Annotated in this window: 12 protein-coding genes; 8 read left to right on the top strand and 4 right to left on the bottom strand. The window is 62.7% G+C overall.

Features of this window, described 5'->3' with window-relative positions; translation table 11 throughout:
- The first annotated feature begins 8 nt into the window (after positions 1–8).
- From HAV18_RS06505 to HAV18_RS06480, 6 genes are all read left to right on the top strand, one after another.
- Complete coding sequence (locus tag HAV18_RS06505; RefSeq protein ID WP_166953885.1) at positions 9–1,082, top strand: MBL fold metallo-hydrolase; 1,074 nt, start codon at positions 9–11, stop codon at positions 1,080–1,082.
- Positions 1,069–1,941: an SDR family oxidoreductase gene (locus HAV18_RS06500; protein WP_166953883.1), complete on the top strand. Its 873-nt coding sequence runs from the start codon at positions 1,069–1,071 to the stop codon at positions 1,939–1,941. The genes HAV18_RS06505 and HAV18_RS06500 overlap by 14 nt, the downstream gene beginning before the upstream one ends.
- Positions 1,942–2,211: 270 nt before the next feature.
- Positions 2,212–3,798, top strand: coding sequence for a class I adenylate-forming enzyme family protein (locus tag HAV18_RS06495; protein WP_166953881.1), 1,587 nt, complete (start codon positions 2,212–2,214; stop codon positions 3,796–3,798).
- A gap of 41 nt (positions 3,799–3,839) precedes the next feature.
- The gene (locus HAV18_RS06490; RefSeq protein ID WP_166953879.1) at positions 3,840–4,619 is read left to right on the top strand and encodes an enoyl-CoA hydratase-related protein; all 780 of its coding nucleotides are present in this window, start codon (positions 3,840–3,842) and stop codon (positions 4,617–4,619) included.
- 18 nt (positions 4,620–4,637) lie between these two features.
- Positions 4,638–5,183 carry a hypothetical protein gene (locus HAV18_RS06485; protein ID WP_166953876.1) on the top strand — a complete coding sequence of 182 codons (546 nt, stop codon included), beginning with the start codon at positions 4,638–4,640 and terminating at the stop codon, positions 5,181–5,183.
- Between the two features lie 64 nt (positions 5,184–5,247).
- Positions 5,248–6,666 carry an MmgE/PrpD family protein gene (locus HAV18_RS06480; protein ID WP_166953874.1) on the top strand — a complete coding sequence of 473 codons (1,419 nt, stop codon included), beginning with the start codon at positions 5,248–5,250 and terminating at the stop codon, positions 6,664–6,666.
- 36 nt (positions 6,667–6,702) lie between these two features.
- Here HAV18_RS06480 and HAV18_RS06475 read toward each other — a convergent pair whose 3' ends face one another.
- From HAV18_RS06475 to HAV18_RS06465, 3 genes are all read right to left on the bottom strand, one after another.
- On the bottom strand, positions 6,703–7,533 hold the full coding sequence (locus tag HAV18_RS06475) for an oxidoreductase (RefSeq protein WP_166953872.1): 831 nt from the start codon (positions 7,531–7,533) through the stop codon (positions 6,703–6,705).
- 215 nt (positions 7,534–7,748) lie between these two features.
- Positions 7,749–10,628: a LuxR C-terminal-related transcriptional regulator gene (locus HAV18_RS06470; protein WP_166953870.1), complete on the bottom strand. Its 2,880-nt coding sequence runs from the start codon at positions 10,626–10,628 to the stop codon at positions 7,749–7,751.
- A 157-nt stretch (positions 10,629–10,785) separates the two neighbouring features.
- Positions 10,786–11,754: a CoA ester lyase gene (locus HAV18_RS06465; RefSeq protein ID WP_166953868.1), complete on the bottom strand. Its 969-nt coding sequence runs from the start codon at positions 11,752–11,754 to the stop codon at positions 10,786–10,788.
- Positions 11,755–12,163: 409 nt separating this feature from the next.
- On the opposite strand from HAV18_RS06465, the gene HAV18_RS06460 reads away from it, so the two are divergent.
- The gene (locus HAV18_RS06460) at positions 12,164–12,919 is read left to right on the top strand and encodes an SDR family NAD(P)-dependent oxidoreductase (RefSeq protein ID WP_166953866.1); all 756 of its coding nucleotides are present in this window, start codon (positions 12,164–12,166) and stop codon (positions 12,917–12,919) included.
- Positions 12,920–13,010: 91 nt separating this feature from the next.
- On the top strand, positions 13,011–14,354 hold the full coding sequence (locus HAV18_RS06455; RefSeq protein ID WP_166953864.1) for an MFS transporter: 1,344 nt from the start codon (positions 13,011–13,013) through the stop codon (positions 14,352–14,354).
- A 49-nt stretch (positions 14,355–14,403) separates the two neighbouring features.
- Here the strand turns inward: HAV18_RS06455 and HAV18_RS06450 are convergent, their stop codons facing one another.
- Positions 14,404–15,426, bottom strand: coding sequence for an AraC family transcriptional regulator (locus HAV18_RS06450; protein WP_166953863.1), 1,023 nt, complete (start codon positions 15,424–15,426; stop codon positions 14,404–14,406).
- Positions 15,427–15,599: the final 173 nt, after the last annotated feature.

The following is a 15,599-nucleotide window of genomic DNA, read 5'->3' as shown; positions in this document are numbered from 1 at the left end:
CAAGTCGAATGAGCAAAAACCCCGCAGCCGCGGAGTATCGGGCCAGTTCGGATCTGACACGATCGTGGCAGATCGGCGCGGTGCGCGTCACGAGCATTTTTGAACAGCATCTGCTCGACATTGAGCAATTGATTCCCGATGCCACACCTGCGGTTCTGGAATCGGCGGCATGGCTTGCACCGTCATTCGTCGGCGCGGACGGGAAAATGCTCGGCGCGATTCAGGCGTTCGTGATCGAGGCCTCTGGCAGGCGGATCGTCGTCGATTGCTGTGTGGGCGATGGCAAGGATCGCCCGGTGTTCGGTGGCTTGGGCTGGCACCGCAGTCACCACGGCTTTCTCGAGCGCCTGGCGACGGCCGGAATTGCGCGGGAAGACGTGGATGTCGTGCTGTGTACGCATTTGCATATGGACCATGTGGGCTGGAACACGATGCAGGTCGCCGGGCGATGGGTGCCGACCTTTCCGCGTGCGCGTCACCTGATCGCGCGGCGTGAATTCGAGCACCTCGAACGCGAACTGGCGGCCAGCCCGAAACTCGACGCGCTGGGCATTGAAGCCGACCAACTCCTGGCCGCGCTAGCCGATCCGGGGCGCTTGCACGACCTGATGTCGGCGCACGCGCTGAGTTTCGAACAGCTGGTTCATTGCGCGCTCGACCTGACGACGCGGCAGACTTGGGCCGATTCCATTTTGCCGATCGTCGAGGCGGGACTGGTGGAGCTGGTCGACGATGATCATGCCGTGTGCGCCGAAGTTGCACTGACGCCGACGCACGGACATACGCCCGGCCATGTCAGCGTCCGGATTCGTTCAGGGGCGCATGAGGCGCTGATCTCCGGCGACGCGATTCATCATCCGGTTCAGCTTGCGCGTCCGGAGCTGACGACGGTGGTTGATGCAAATCCTGCACAAGGGGTCGCGACGCGCCGAACTCTGCTGTCCGCGCTCGCGAACAATGATTCGCTGCTGATCGGCACGCATTTCGCGCCACCGACGGCCGGGCGGCTGCGGCAGGAAGGGGCGGGCTATCGTCTTTGTCGTGCAGACCCGGAAGCTGGCGAGAAAAATGGAGCAACGTGAAATGAACGAAAGGACAGCGCTGGTCACCGGCGCGGCGAACGGCATCGGACGCGGACTCGCACTGGCGCTCGGAGAGCGCGGCTATCGTGTGATCGCCTGCGACATCGCGGTGGACGAAGCCGCAGCGGTAGTACGCGAGATCGAGGCGAAAGGAGGAACCGCAGTGGTGCGCTGTTGCGACGTGACGCGCTGCGAAGAAGTCCAGCTCCTCGCCAACATGGTCATCGCGCAATACGGCGTTCCCGAGCTGGTCTTCAACAACGTGGGCGTGACTGTGGGCAAACCGGTGCTCGACTACACCAAGGAAGACTGGCGCTGGGTGTTCGAGGCCAATCTGTTTGCTGCATGGGACACGGCCAGGGTATTCGCGCGCGAAGCCATTGCCGCGGCGCGTGCATGCCGTATCGTCTTTACGGCCTCGGAGCACGGGTTGGGCTACCCGCACCCGGGGATGGCAGCGTACACGGCTTCCAAGCACGCATTGCTGGGGCTGGCGGAAGGGTTTCGCGCCGAACTCGCTGGCCGCGTCGACGTGAGCGTGTTTTGCCCGGGTCTGGTGCAGAGCCGCCTGTGGGAGGCGGAACGCCACCGGCCCGGATACACGGCCGAACCGAATCCGCTCGGGCAGATGATCATGGCAAAAGGGCGCGATCCTCTCGAGATCGGGCGCATGGCCGTGGACGGCGTCGAGCGTGGCGATTTCATCATCGTGTCCCACCCGGACTCGAGACGCTATGCTGTTCATCGCTGGAACGAGATCGACACCGCATTCCGCGTGCTCGATAACAATTACCCGGACACGCCTGAGTGCGACGTCGGTTCGATCATTGCGGAGCTTTCCGCGAAGAGCGGTGCATGATGAATGTCGTGGTGACGGACAGTGCCGGTTTGCTGCCCGCGCTACCCCTCTCCGAGAGAGGTGTGCACGGCCGCTTTTCGATGCATCCTTGCCGCGTGTCGCAGCAGCGCACAGGCGATGAAGGGCTCGCGGGAACCGGCGAATGTCCGGTCGATCTTGCCCGCATCGGCCGGACAGGACTTTGCGAGGATTCGGTCCTCGTTCGCTGCGTTGCGCTTTCCCGGGCATAGACGATTTGACAACCTGATACCGGGTGAGATGGAGGAGAACATGTCGCAAACCAGCATCGGCCCAGCCGATTTCGAGGGATCGTTTACCGATGTCCTTGACGAGGCGTTCGAGCGTTTTGCCGATCGCGAGTGTGTCGCGTTCGGGCAACGCCGCCTCACTTATGCGGACGTCGACCGGACCTCGGCGCAAGTGGCCAATGCACTGATCGCGGCCGGTTTCGAGGCCGGTATGAAGGCTGCGGTCTATTCGCTCAATAGCGATCTCGCTTTCATCACGACAGTGGGAATCGTGCGGGGCGGCGGCGTGTGGCTGCCGGTGAACCCGCGCAATTCTGAGGGCGATAACGTTGATACCGTCGTGCATCTCGGTTGCGACGTGTTGTTCTATCAGCATCAGTTCGTGAATGCCGCGGACGCCGTGCGGGCACGTTGCCCGGGATTGAAGGCGTTCGTCGTGATGGATTCCGGCGCTGAAGCCGGTCGTACTACGCTCGACGAGTGGATGGCCGGTGCATCGACGAGGGCACCGGACGTTCCGCTGAAAGGAACCGATCTCGTCAGCATTCCGACGACGGGCGGAACGACAGGGCAGCCCAAGGGTGTCATGCTCAGCCACCGGAATTTCCGCGCGCTCGCTCATGCCAGCCGTCACGACTTCCTCGCGCCGGGCGCCGTGATGCTCTGTGCCGCGCCGATGACGCACGTCGGAGGCCGCCTCGCGATGACGGCGCTGTCGTCCGGCGCGCGCCTGGTCGTGCTCGACAAGGTCGATCCGCAGCTCGTGTTGCACACGATTCAGCAGGAGCGCATCACAGACGTGTTCCTGCCACCGACGGCGATCTACAGTCTGCTCGATCAACAGAATCTTGACAGTTTCGACCTGTCGAGCCTGCGCAATGTCGGTTATGGCTCGGCGCCGATGTCGATCGAGCGGCTGCGCGAAGCGCTCGTGCGTCTGGGGCCGGTGATGCGCGGCGGATTCGGCCAGACGGAGTGTCCGATGTTCATCACAGCGATGAGTCCCGCCGAGCATTACATTGACGGGAAAATTGCGCCCGACGAGCGGCTCGGCAGCGTCGGGCGGGCGACTTCCATTTCGCAGGTGTCGATCCTCGATGACAACGGCGATCCGCTCCCGGTCAGGCAGCGGGGCGAGATCGCGGTACGCGGCGGCAACGTCAGCGAGGGCTATTACGGCAGCCCGGAAGAAACTGCCGCGATTCGATGCAAGGGGTGGCACCTCACCGGCGATGTCGGGTATCTGGATGAAGAAGGGTATCTGCATATCGTCGATCGCAGGAAGGACATGATCATTTCCGGCGGGTTCAACGTGTACTCGGCCGAGGTCGAACAGGCGCTGATGCAGCTTCCCGGCGTCCGGTTTGCCGCGGTGATCGGCATTCCCAGCGAGAAGTGGGGGGAGGAGGTGAAGGCCTTCGTGCAGCTTGCCGGAGGTTGCCACTGGACGGAGGAGGCGGTCATCGAGGCCTGCAGGCAGCGCCTTGGCGGCGTCAAGACGCCGAAGACCGTCGAATTCGTCGACGAGCTGCCGTTCTCGCCGATCGGCAAGCTCGACAAGAAGCGGCTGCGCGCACCGTACTGGAAGGATCGCAGCCGGTCGATCTGACGAACGGACACGATGAATAATTCAGGAATACGAGGTTTACGATGAAGCAACAGACACGTATCGAGCAGGTCGGTGCGGTACTTGAAATCACGCTCGACGATCCGGAGCGCCTCAACCCGCTCGGCGAGCAGATGAATGCAGAAATTCTCGCCGGCCTGAAGCGCGCGAACGAGGACGACGCGGTGCGTTCGGTGCTGATCACCGGTGCCGGGCGCGCATTCTCCGCCGGCGCCGATCTGAACGAAGCCGCGATGCAGCAGCGTCCGGATCTCGGCAAGGTTATCCAGGACCGCTACAACCCGGTCGGGGAGATGATCGTCGGCATGTGCAAGCCAGTCGTTTGCGCGGTGAACGGTATCGCTGCCGGTGCAGGCGCGAACCTGGCGCTGTGTTGCGACATTGTCGTCGCTGCCCGTTCGGCCGGATTCCTGCAGGCCTTCGCGAAGATCGGACTGCTGCCCGACCTCGGTGGAACGTACTTCCTGCCGCGACTGGTCGGTCGCGCGCGTGCGACGGCACTGGCGATGCTCGCCGAGCCGCTACCGGCGGAAACCGCCGAGCAATGGGGCCTCATCTGGAAATGCGTCGACGACGATCAACTGATGGACCGCGCGCGCGCGATCGCCATGCAGCTTGCCGCGATGCCGCCGCTTGGCTTGGGCGCGATCAAGCGGGCACTGCACGAATCGATCGATAACAGTTTCATCGAGCAGGTCACCCTCGAGCGCGACCTGCAACGCGAGCTCGGCTTCACCGACGATTTTGCGGAAGGCACGCGGGCGTTCTTCGAGAAGCGCAAGCCCGTGTTCACGGGTCGTTGACGCAGGGATCCGGTATCGATGGCAACGCTTCGTCCGCTGGTCGCAATGGTGCAAAAGCGGTGTCCCCGTTTCTCCGCTCGTCCAGGCCGCCGAGTTGGTCGGTTTACCGGTGGCAATGCTTCGTCTGCCGCCACGCAGCCGATTACACACTGGGACTTCGTTCTGAAGCGTGCGTGCGCGAGCGCTTCCGTGGGCGTCGTGGTTAGCGCTGCGACGCGCGACGGCCTGCCGCGAGCGCTGCGCGTCGCGACAACGGTGCATATCGCAGGGCACGCGTACTGCGTTCACTACATTCGGGACGCCGACGGCATGATTCGTCGCGAACACGTGCTGGCAAGTGGCATCGCATGTGTATGGCTCGCTGCGCTGGATCTGTTCGGCGCGCGATTCACGTACTCGAAGCCGACCGAGGCCGCATTCGAGCTACAGGCATGGTTCGAAGGCGCAGGCGCCAACACGCACGCCGGTCAGTTCGTGCGGCACATCGAGAAGCATCTGGCCGGGATCGTGGCAGCGGAAGCGATGACGTTCGATGCGGAACGCCGGACGGTGAGTGCCGTGTGACGAACGACAGACCTGGACTCGCAGCTTCGCTCCCGGATCGCCGATTGGCGCCGGTATTGTCGCCATGCAGTGCATGCAGTCAACGCATGAACAAGAACGTGGGAGACACGAAATGAACGTCGATGTCGGCGCGTCCGAATTTACGTGGCGAGTGGCTGATGCGTCGCGACAAGCAGTCTGGAGCGACCTGCCGATGGATGTCCGCGAGGTGCTTCGGCACTGCATACTCGACTGGTTTGCCGTGACACTGCGCGGCAGCACCGAGCCCATCGCGCGCCTTCTTTATGCGGACGCGCTGACTGACGAAACTGCCGGAGCATGTTCGATCGTCGGCCAAGGTCAGCGTCTGACCATGCTGCAGGCAGCGTTGATCAATGGCGCCGCATCTCATGCGCTCGACTACGATGACGTACATCTGAACGTCGGTCATCCGACGGTTGCGATACTGCCCGCCGTGCTGGCATTGGCCGAGCAGCGCGGTTCGTCGGGGCGGAGCGTCGCCGATGCGTACTTCGCCGGGTATGATGCGGCATGCCGGATCGGCGAAGCCATTGGGCGCGAGCACTACGACGCGGGTTTCCATACGACCGCCACGATCGGCACACTGGGTGCCGCTGTCGCGTGCGCGCACCTGCTGACGCTTCCGCGAGAGGGCGTCTGTCGCGCGATCGGTATCGCCGCCACCCAGGCTGCGGGGTTGAAGGCGATGTTCGGCACGATGTGCAAGCCGTTCCATGCAGGCCGTGCGGCGCGTGACGGCCTGCATGCAGCGAGACTGGCCGCCGCCGGCATGACGGCGAGCCTGTCGATTCTCGACGGGCCGATCGGTTTCATGGCGACGTTGCGCGGTCGGCAGCCTGAATCGGACCGGGTAATCGATACGTCGATCGTCAACTTGCGTGCGAACCTGTTCAAGTACCACGCGGCGTGCTACCTCACGCATGCGGCGATCGACTGCGCGTTGCGGCTGCGTGCGGATCCGGTCTTCGACGCGCGTGCGATCGAGCGGATTTCGATTACCGCTGGCGAGACCATTTCGACGGTGTGCAATATCAGCGTGCCGGAGAACGGGCTGCAACTGAAATTCAGCATCGCAGGGGTTGTCGCAATGGCGCTCGAAGGCATGGATACGGCTGCGCCGGAAACCTATTCGACGCGCACCGCGGAGGCCGTTGCGAGGCTGCCGTACCGCCAGCATATTCACGTTGAGCTGGTCAGGGACTGGCCCGCGACGTCGGTGCAGGTGGAACTCGTGCTGAAATCAGGCGGGACGCTGCGGCAGACGGCCGACTCGAGTCGGCCAGCGACCGACCTGGACGAGCAGCGCGTCAAGCTGATCCGCAAGTTCCATGCGCTGGCATCGAATCGGCTGACGGAACCTGCGAGACAGGCGTTCGTCGACGCGCTCTTCGGCGCAGAGGAACTGCCGAACGCTAGGTCGCTGTTTGCCCTGGTATCCGGCACGTTCGACAGCGCGCCGTGAGATCGACGTGTACCCGGCGCGTCGGTCGCAAGCGACCTAACGCATCATGCTCATGATGATGCGATCGAACATCCGGTCGCCGAGCCGTGCGCGCAGGCAGATCATCAATTTCGCGTATTTTCCCGCGACATAGCGCGTGCGCGGCCTTTGCGCATGAACGGCCCGCGACACAACCCGCGCGATGACGCGCGGATCGGAGCCGCGACCTTTGCCGTAGGAGTCGCGCATCGATTTGACAACGCCTCGCTTGAGGACACCGTACGCTCCGCCGTCCGATTGTGCGTGCAGACCGTTGTCGACCACGTCGCCGAATCCGGTTTCGATGACACCGGGCTCGACGATCACGACGCGGATGCCGAATGGCGCGAGTTCGAGGCGCAGGCAATCGGACCAGCCCTCGAGTGCATGCTTGGTTGCGTGATACCACGCGCCGAGCAGCGTATACATCTTGCCGCCCATCGACGTGATGTTGACGATCGTGCCAGTTCCCCTGTCGCGCATGGCGGGCAAGAGGAGTTGGGTCAAGCGGGCGAGGCCGAATACATTCACTTCGAACTGGTACCGCGCCGCGTCGATGTCGATCTCCTCGACTGGGCCGTAAAGCCCGAAGCCGGCATTGTTGACCAGCACGTCGATGCCGCCGGCATCCGCGAGAATCCGGTCGATGACCGCCACGATCTCTTCGTCGCGAGAAATGTCCATCCGCAGCGGCGTCGCACCGAGGAGGGCGAGGTCGTGCATCTTGTCCAAGTTGCGCGCGGCGACGTAGACCGTGAAGCCGTCCCGGATCAGTTGCTTGGCGATTTCCTTGCCCATGCCCGAAGATGCCCCGGTTACGAGCGCTGTCTTTCTGCTTCCATCGATCATCGTTATCTCTCGGTGAGTGTTGCCCCGACCTGAAAATTAACGATGACGACTCGATCGATCATCATCGGAATGCGCCAATACATTCGCAATTCGCGCCAATCTTGTATTCCGTCCGGCAAGCTGCCCATAGCAAGTGCGGCCGCTGGTGTGCCGACGTCCGCTGCGCCGCGGGATTCGTCGAAGCGGTGGCGAGGCCAGTCGCGCAGTGCGTCAGGTCAGCCGATCAGCTTGTTGTTGCGCGCCTTTACGACGGCATCTTCGCGAGACACGGCGTTGAGTTTGGCGTAGATATTCTTGAGATGCCATTTGACCGTCCCGGCCGAAATGTTGAGCGCCCGACCGATGCTCTTGTTCGAGAATGCCTTGGCGAGCAGATCGACGATCTCCAGCTCCTTGGCCGACAGCGAGGCTGTGTCTTCCGCTCTTGCGCTTCCGGCATTCGAATGCGGTGCGGCAACGGTGGCGGTCCGGCCGATAAAGCGCGTGATGGCGGCCTCGGCGAATTGACGCTCGGCTCCCGACAGCGTGCCGTCTTCGTGCAACAGGCGTTGCAGCAGCGTCGCGACCGCAGGCCCGTGGTCCAGCAGCACGCGTCGTGCGCCATAGAACGTCGCGAGTGCAAGTCCCGCACGCATGGCGGCTATAGCGCCGGCTTCGTTGTGTCGATCGAACTCGATGCAGGCCTGGCGCGTGCGCAAGCTCGCGACGATCAGCATCTGACCGCGCGCCTCGTACTCGCCGATCAGCGATGCAAGCAGGTCGAGCGCGTGCTCGGGATCTCCCTGCACGGCCATCAACTCGACCCGGGCTGCCGTCCAGTACAGCGGGATCTCGGCAAATGCGCAGTTCCGGTAGTCGGCGTATCGATTCGCGATGTGGGCGAGTCGACGCAACGCCTCTCCGGCGGCAGGTTGCTGACCGCGACGAATCTGCAATCTCACCTGCTCCTGCAGGCTCCAGCAAATGAGCCGGTCGAGTCCGAGCTCCATGCCCATACGTTCGACGTGTTTGACGATGCACAGCGCGCCATCGGTGTCACTGCGCGATTCGTGCAGGCGCGCCTGCGTTCGATGGGCGAAGAGCATTCCGTCGGATAATCCGACGATATCGACCAACGGCGCGTATTCGGCGACGAGCGCCTCGGCATCTTCCAACTCGTCGAGTTGATAGTGTGCCTCTGCGAGATAGCTGGCGAGATAGACCGCCGGGTCCGTACCGACGCGTGCGCTGTCCGCGGCATGATGGAAGGCCTCGAAGAGCACGGCTTTGGCTTGCCGTATATCGCCCTGCAGCAGGTAACTCAGGCCGACGCCGGCGTCCAGATTGGGAGCCTTCACGTTCGGCGCGTCATGGTAGACGAGGCTGCGGCAACGCTGCGCGATATCTCGTGTGCGTTCGAACTGATTGGCGTAGACCAGCGCCAGGCCGGACAGGAGAAACAGCAGATGCAGCGCAAACCGGCTCGCGGCCGGAGGATTTTCGATATAGGGTTCCAGGAGGTCGAGCGCTGCGCGGGTATCGTCTTGCTTCAGCAGGAACAGGGCTCTTAGCAGCACCCGTTCGAATACGACGGCCGCGTCGCCCGATTCCGGGATTCGCTCGATGGCCGCGACGCTCTGCTGATAGCTTTCGTATCTGCCGCAGACGATCTGGGCCCACGCGACGCATAGCAACAGCTCGAGCCGTTCGCGCGCGACGTCCTTCGGAATCTGCGCATACCAGTTGAGCAACTGGATGAACTGGCCGCGGCCCGTCATCGCTCGCGCGGAGCGCTCGATCAGTTCGACATAGGACGCGACGTCGCCGGCATAGATTGCGTGGCGGATCGCTTCTATGCGCAAGCCACGCGCGGAGAACCAGTTGCTGGCGAGCCGGTTGATGCGTTGCAGTTCGTCGGCCGGCAGGCGCAGCAGATGGTTGTTCAGGAATTTCGAGAACGTCTTGTGCAGCCGGTACCACTGCTGTTCGTCATCGGAATCGATCGCGAGGATGAAAAGTCCGTCGGATTCGAACCGTTCAAGCAGCTTCACCGCGTCGGGATGGCCCGATATCAGCGCGCACAGTTCGCCGTTGAAGCGCCGGCATGCGGAAATGCGTACGAGGAAGTCGAGTTCGTCTTCGCTCAGCAGCGGTGTGATCACGTCGTTGAGGTACTGGCTCAGGCTGGCTTCCTTGTCAGGGGTCAGAGCGCCCTTGAGCCGGTCGATGTAGGCCGCCGGATCCTTGGTCCGCTTCAGCGAATACGCGAGCAGCTGCAGCCCGGCGGGCCAGCCGTCGGCGATCACGTGCAAGCGATGAAGCTGCGAAGGACCGAGTGCGCTCAGGCCCTGGCTACGCAGGAAGTCGCTGGATTCCTTCAACGAGAAGCGCAGGTCCGAAAAGCTCAATTCGTTCAGCTCGTCCTGCACGCGCAGCTTGACGTAATCCAGCGCCGGACGCACGCGTGACGTGATGACGAGATGCAGATTGGCAGGGGCGAGTTCCAGCAGTTGCTGCATCACTGCCGGAACATCGCTGTCGACCACGTAATGGAAGTCCTCGAGGAACAGGTATATCGGCCGCTCGTGCTCAAACAGATCATTGACGAGGCTGGCGAGGAAGGCCGGCGCGGATGTACCGCCCGAGTGGTTGTACAGACGAAGCGCGGCTTCGCCGATTTCCGGGGCCAGGGGTTTCAGCGCGGCGACGAGGTACGCGAAGAACTGCGTGAGGTCGGTATCGTCGCGACTAAGGTTGTACCAGCAGACGGTTTCGCCCTCGGTAACGAGCTCTTTTCGCCAGATGGCCGCGAACGTGGTTTTGCCGCATCCGGCCGGGCCGACGATCGTCGTCAGTCGGCGGTCCTTGCGCTCCTGCATGCTGGCCAGTAGCTCGTCCCTGCGTTGCGGCAAGCTGACGATGCGTGGAGGCGCGAGCTTCGTTTTGACGATAAGGGGAGCGCTATCTTGCATCGTGCTCATAGAGTTCGGAACATGCCGAGTGATTGAATGCACGCCGCGAACGGGCGGGCGGACTACCTGGGCGGTGGCGGAGAAAGCACAGCTGATGCGGCTGGCCATCTGCGATTGTTTACCAAAAGCATTCAAAATTTCCATCGGAGGATACCCGATGCGGCAGCCATGGCGCGTGTGTTCGCGGGCGTCGCGAGATACGAAGTGGCGTCGGACGTGCGCATCATGAACGGCGCGGGCGGATTTTGCTGCACGGCCGCTTCATCATGAAGCGATTGAGCCTGACGGACACGCGCGTTCGTTACCGGGCGGACGGCGGACGCGTTGCAGGCTGGCAAGCCGCCTCGGGAATTTCAAGACCGAAGAATTCCGCCTGTGCGACGATTGCCTCGAGAAGCGGCACGGTGGCGATATCGAGCAGGCGTCCGTCGATCGCCGTGACAGTGCCGATTCCGCGCGTCTTCACCACATCGAGTTCGGCGAGATAGCGGAGCGCGTCGGCGATTTCCTGCCGGGATGGTGAAAACGCATTGATGGCGATTGGAATCTGCGACGGATGTTCGACCCATTTCCCCACCGCACCCAACGCCCTGACCATCCGGCATTCGCGGTCGTAGGCGTCCGGGTTGGTGAGCGACGTGCAAGGGCCATCGACATAATCGGCTCCGGCCACCCGCGCGGCGTTCGCGATCGCGCTGCGCTGGTGGTGCCAGATATCGCCTGGATAGGCGTGCGGTTCGCCGGCACACTCGCGAAACCCGGCGTCCGGCGTTCGTGCGTATTTCGTGGCGCCGAAGATGAGCGCCTCCACACGCGGGCTTGCCAGCGCGAGCGCCGTGACGTTGGCAATGCCTTGCGCGTCCTCGATCAGCAGTTCGAGGCCGATTTTTCGACGGGTGTCGATCTTCTGCTCGATCTGCGTGAGAAACGTGTCGACAAAATGCAGGTCGCGCACATGTTTCACACCGGGAATCATCAGCGTATCGATGTTCCGTCCCGCGGCCTCGACGACGGTGATCAGGTCCTGATACGCCCATGCGCGATCGAGCCCGTTCATGCGGAAGCAGCGCACGGTACGTCCCCAGTCCATCTCGTTGAATGCCGTGATGACGTTGCGGCGGGCCTCGAACTTCATGGTCGGGGCGACCGAATCCTCCAGATCCAGGAACACATGGTCCGCGCCCAGGCTGAGCGCGTGCTCGATCCTGCCGACCGAGGACGCGGGTACCGGCAACTGGCAACGGCGGCGGCGGTGGATACGTTCAGTCACGGTGATGCTCCGGTTCGAGGCGTCTGCCCGATGCACAGTTGCGTGTTCGTCGAAATCAAGTCCAGTGGGATCCAGGTCGCTCGAGACGATGGTGCGGCCGGGACGAAACCGGCCACCCTCCCGGTTCGGGAGGGATACGCATGGAGCAGGCGCAGTGCGCCATGCCCTCCCATGCCGGGAGGGGTGATGTAGCGAGGGCGTACGTAAAGTGGGATTGGTGGGCGCGGTCCTGCGGATGGCCGTCGCGGCACATGCAGACACCGGCGCTCGGGGCGTCAGGAGCGAGTTCGATGTCGATCGCATACGGTTCGTCGCGACGACGGCCTTCGCACCGGGATCGAGTTCCGAAATCGTGATCGGGGCCGCGCGGGTGAGCGTGGCAAACCGTCAATCATCCCACGGAGCAGGTATGGGTCGTCTTGCAGGCAAAACTGCCGTCATCACCGGTGCCGGTCAGAACATTGGTCGCGCGATTGCGGAGCTGTTCGCGGAGGAGGGCGCGAATGTCGTCGTCAACGGCTTGAGCAACGCGAGCAATGTCGATGAAGTCGTCGCGGGCATACGCGCGCACGGCGGCCATGCAATCGGCGTGATGGCCGACGTTTCCGATCCGGAACAGGTCGAGTCCTTGCTCGATGCCGGGGAGCGCGCGTTCGGCGCGATCGATATCGCCGTCAACAACGTCGGCCGCCGGCTGCGTATGAAATTCGACGACATCACGGTCGAAGCGTGGAGCGCGACGCTTGCTAGCAACCTTAGTTCCGCCTTCTACATGGCGCATTACGTGGTACCGCGCATGCGCCGCCGCCGCTGGGGCCGAATCATCAACATATCCGGCTACGACGGGTTTACCGGCCATTTTCCGCAGCGGGCGGCGAACGTCGCGGCGAAGGCCGGCATGCATGGATTGACGAAGGCCATTGCGCGCGAGGCCGGCGTCGACAACATCACCTGCAACACGGTCGTGCCGGGCGCAATTCAAACCACGCGCGACCTCGAACAATACAAGCACGTCAATATCGAGCGGGTGATGGAGATGCTGGCGATCAAGCATCCCGGCGAACCGAGGGACATCGCCGAGGCCTGCTTGTATCTGGCATCCGCCAGTGGCGATTTCGTGACCGGTCAGGCGATCCACGTGAACGGCGGCGAATACATGTTCTGACTGGATGGCGGCGGGGGGTGCCCTGCAAGAGACACGTGAATTCCTGGTGCGGCCACACCGGTCGACGACCAGAGACGACAAAGGAAAAATCATGGAGACAGGTTTGGTTTCGAATTCGATTCAGCAACAGGATGACGAGGCAAGCAGGGCCGACGCCATTTATCGCAAGGTGAGCTGGCGCCTGATTCCCTTCCTATTTCTCTGTTATGCGCTCTCGTTCATGGACCGGATCAACATCGGGTACGCGCAATTGCAGATGCGGCAGGACCTAGACATCAATGAAGCGATATATGGTTTGGGCGCCGGCATCTTCTTCATCGGATACCTGCTTTTCGAAGTGCCCAGCAATCTGATGCTGGAGCGCTACGGCGCGCGCAAGACCATCGCTCGCATCATGTTCATGTGGGGGCTGGTGTCAGCGACGATGGCATTCGTGCGGACCCCGACGGAGTTCTATGTAGTGCGCTTCCTGCTGGGGGTATTCGAGGCAGGATTTTTTCCCGGCGTCATCCTCTACCTCACTTACTGGTATCCGTCGGCGCGCCGGTCGTCGGTCGTGGCGGTGCTGATGACGTCGCTCGTCGTGTCCGGCGTGGTGGCCGGCCCGTCGTCGACGGCGATCATGACCGGATTGCACGACGCACTCGGTTTCCGAGGGTGGCAATGGATGTTCCTGCTGGAAGGTCTGCCCAGTTCCGTGATAGCCGTGGCTGCCTTTTTCTATCTGACGGACAAGCCGGCGGACGCAAACTGGCTGACGACCGACGAAAAGGCGTTTCTCATCCGTCAGGTCGACAACGACAAGAAACTGCATGGGGAGCCGGCGCGAAGCAGTTGGGCCGGGGGGGTCTTCCGGAATCCGCGCATTTACGTGCTGGTGGCGATCAATTTTGCCGTGATGGCCGGCGGCTATTCCCTGACATTCTGGTTCCCGCTGATCGTGAAGAGTTTCGGGGTCAAGGACATCTTGCATGTCGGCCTATACGCGGTCATCCCGAACTGTCTGGGGGCGGTCGCAATGATCGGGTGGGGGCGTCGGTCGGACCGGAAACTGGAGCGGCGGTGGCATTTCGCGTGCGGCGCGCTCGTCGCTGCAGGAGGCTTCTTCGCACTCACGTTTTCCAACGGCAGTCTCGTCATGGCGCTCATCTCGCTTTGCGTGGCGTACATGGGGATGGCTGCGATCACGCCGCTGTTCTGGTCCGTTCCCACCGTGATGCTGTCGAGATCGTCGGCCGCCGTCGGGATCGCGTTGATCTCGAGCGTAAGTCAACTGGGTGCTGCTTTCGCACCCTGGATGATCGGCGTGATCAAGTTGAGGACCGGCAGCTTTCAGTACGGCCTCGGAGTGATTGCGGTGCTCCTGGTCCTGAGCGCAATCCTGATGATCGCGGCGATACCGGTGCACGCGGTGCGCGAGCGCCGTGCGAGTTAGTTGCTTTCGCACCGTGCGGTGCAGATGCCCAGGATGTCGGGTGGTCGAGTCATCCCGGCGTCCAGGTCCGCTTTCGGTACTCTCCCGGCGGAACGCCCGTCCACTTCGCAAACGCGCGTTGAAACGTCGATTGATCCGAGAATCCGAGGCGTGTCGCGATTTCCTTCAGCGGCGTTGGCTCCCGCATCAGCAAGTGCAGCGCGACGTCGCGGCGCAGATCGTCCTTGATGGCCTGAAAGCTGGCGTTGGCGGCGTCCAGTTTGCGCAGCAGCGTGCGCGGCGACATCACCAGGCGATCCGCGACTTCGTTCAACGTCAGGATGGACGGCAGGGCCTGCTGCAGCACGCGCCGCACTTCGAATATCAGCGTGTTCTGCACCAGCAGTGCCTCGATGAAACTGGCCGGTGCGCGACGCACGACCCGCTGGATGTCTTCCGATCGGCGGACGATTCGAAGGTCATTGGCGTGCTTCGGGAATCGCAGCGCCGCGAACGGCTGATCGAATCGGAGTTCACCGCCCATCAGGGTCCGCAACTCAAACAGGTGGCTGGGCGCCGCGAACGGGAAGTCGGCATGGACGAGCGGCAAGCGCTGCCCGACGAGCCAGGAGAGGACCGCATAGATCGTCGGAATGATGATCTCGTAGGCGAGCGGTCGGTTGTCGACGATCGGCTGACGTTCATGGAACACGATCTGCAGCTCGTCGATGGCAACAACGCATTCCACCTTGAACCCGCCGATCAACGCATTGGCCCCCCGGGCAAGAACGGGGAGGCAGTCCCGCAGGGTAGGCGCGGTCATGCCGATCCTGCACAGCACTTCGACGGAACCCGGGCGTATCGGTCCGCCGTGAAGCCCCAGGGCCTCGTCCTCGAGCGCGCCGACCAGCTCGGTGTAGAGCCGGGAAAACTGCTTCAGGCTGACCCGGGCACTGGGAATGTCGAGCAGACCCTTCTCGATCGACACGCGGGCCAGCATTTCGTTGCCATCAAGGCCATGCGCGAGCGCCACATCGACCAGGTCGCGGACGTAGCGCATCGGAATGGTAATCGAGCTGGACTTCGTGGGCATGGCGATTTTTGCAACAAGATTGGCAACTCACACTATCACATTTCACCGGCCGCTGAAGGAGAATGCTTCGGTGAATTGCGGAGCCGAAGCGATTTCGAGTCATCAATGGAAGGCGCCGGGTAGCGTGAGTTTTCAATGAAGGGTTGGCGAGTTTTGCCATCGATTGCTCGGTC

Source organism: Burkholderia sp. D-99, assembly GCF_011605345.1.
Taxonomy (GTDB): Bacteria; Pseudomonadota; Gammaproteobacteria; order Burkholderiales; family Burkholderiaceae; genus Burkholderia.
This window is presented reverse-complemented; position numbering and strand designations above follow the sequence as displayed.

Coding starts and splice junctions, on each gene's coding strand:
- HAV18_RS06475 (WP_166953872.1), bottom strand. CDS start 7,533: ATGATCGATGGAAGCAGAAAGACAGCGCTCGTAACCGGGGCATCTTCG.
- HAV18_RS06500 (WP_166953883.1), top strand. CDS start 1,069: ATGGAGCAACGTGAAATGAACGAAAGGACAGCGCTGGTCACCGGCGCG.
- HAV18_RS06490 (WP_166953879.1), top strand. CDS start 3,840: ATGAAGCAACAGACACGTATCGAGCAGGTCGGTGCGGTACTTGAAATC.
- HAV18_RS06460 (WP_166953866.1), top strand. CDS start 12,164: ATGGGTCGTCTTGCAGGCAAAACTGCCGTCATCACCGGTGCCGGTCAG.
- HAV18_RS06455 (WP_166953864.1), top strand. CDS start 13,011: ATGGAGACAGGTTTGGTTTCGAATTCGATTCAGCAACAGGATGACGAG.
- HAV18_RS06505 (WP_166953885.1), top strand. CDS start 9: ATGAGCAAAAACCCCGCAGCCGCGGAGTATCGGGCCAGTTCGGATCTG.
- HAV18_RS06470 (WP_166953870.1), bottom strand. CDS start 10,628: ATGGAAATTTTGAATGCTTTTGGTAAACAATCGCAGATGGCCAGCCGC.
- HAV18_RS06480 (WP_166953874.1), top strand. CDS start 5,248: ATGCAGTGCATGCAGTCAACGCATGAACAAGAACGTGGGAGACACGAA.
- HAV18_RS06485 (WP_166953876.1), top strand. CDS start 4,638: ATGGCAACGCTTCGTCCGCTGGTCGCAATGGTGCAAAAGCGGTGTCCC.
- HAV18_RS06495 (WP_166953881.1), top strand. CDS start 2,212: ATGTCGCAAACCAGCATCGGCCCAGCCGATTTCGAGGGATCGTTTACC.
- HAV18_RS06450 (WP_166953863.1), bottom strand. CDS start 15,426: ATGCCCACGAAGTCCAGCTCGATTACCATTCCGATGCGCTACGTCCGC.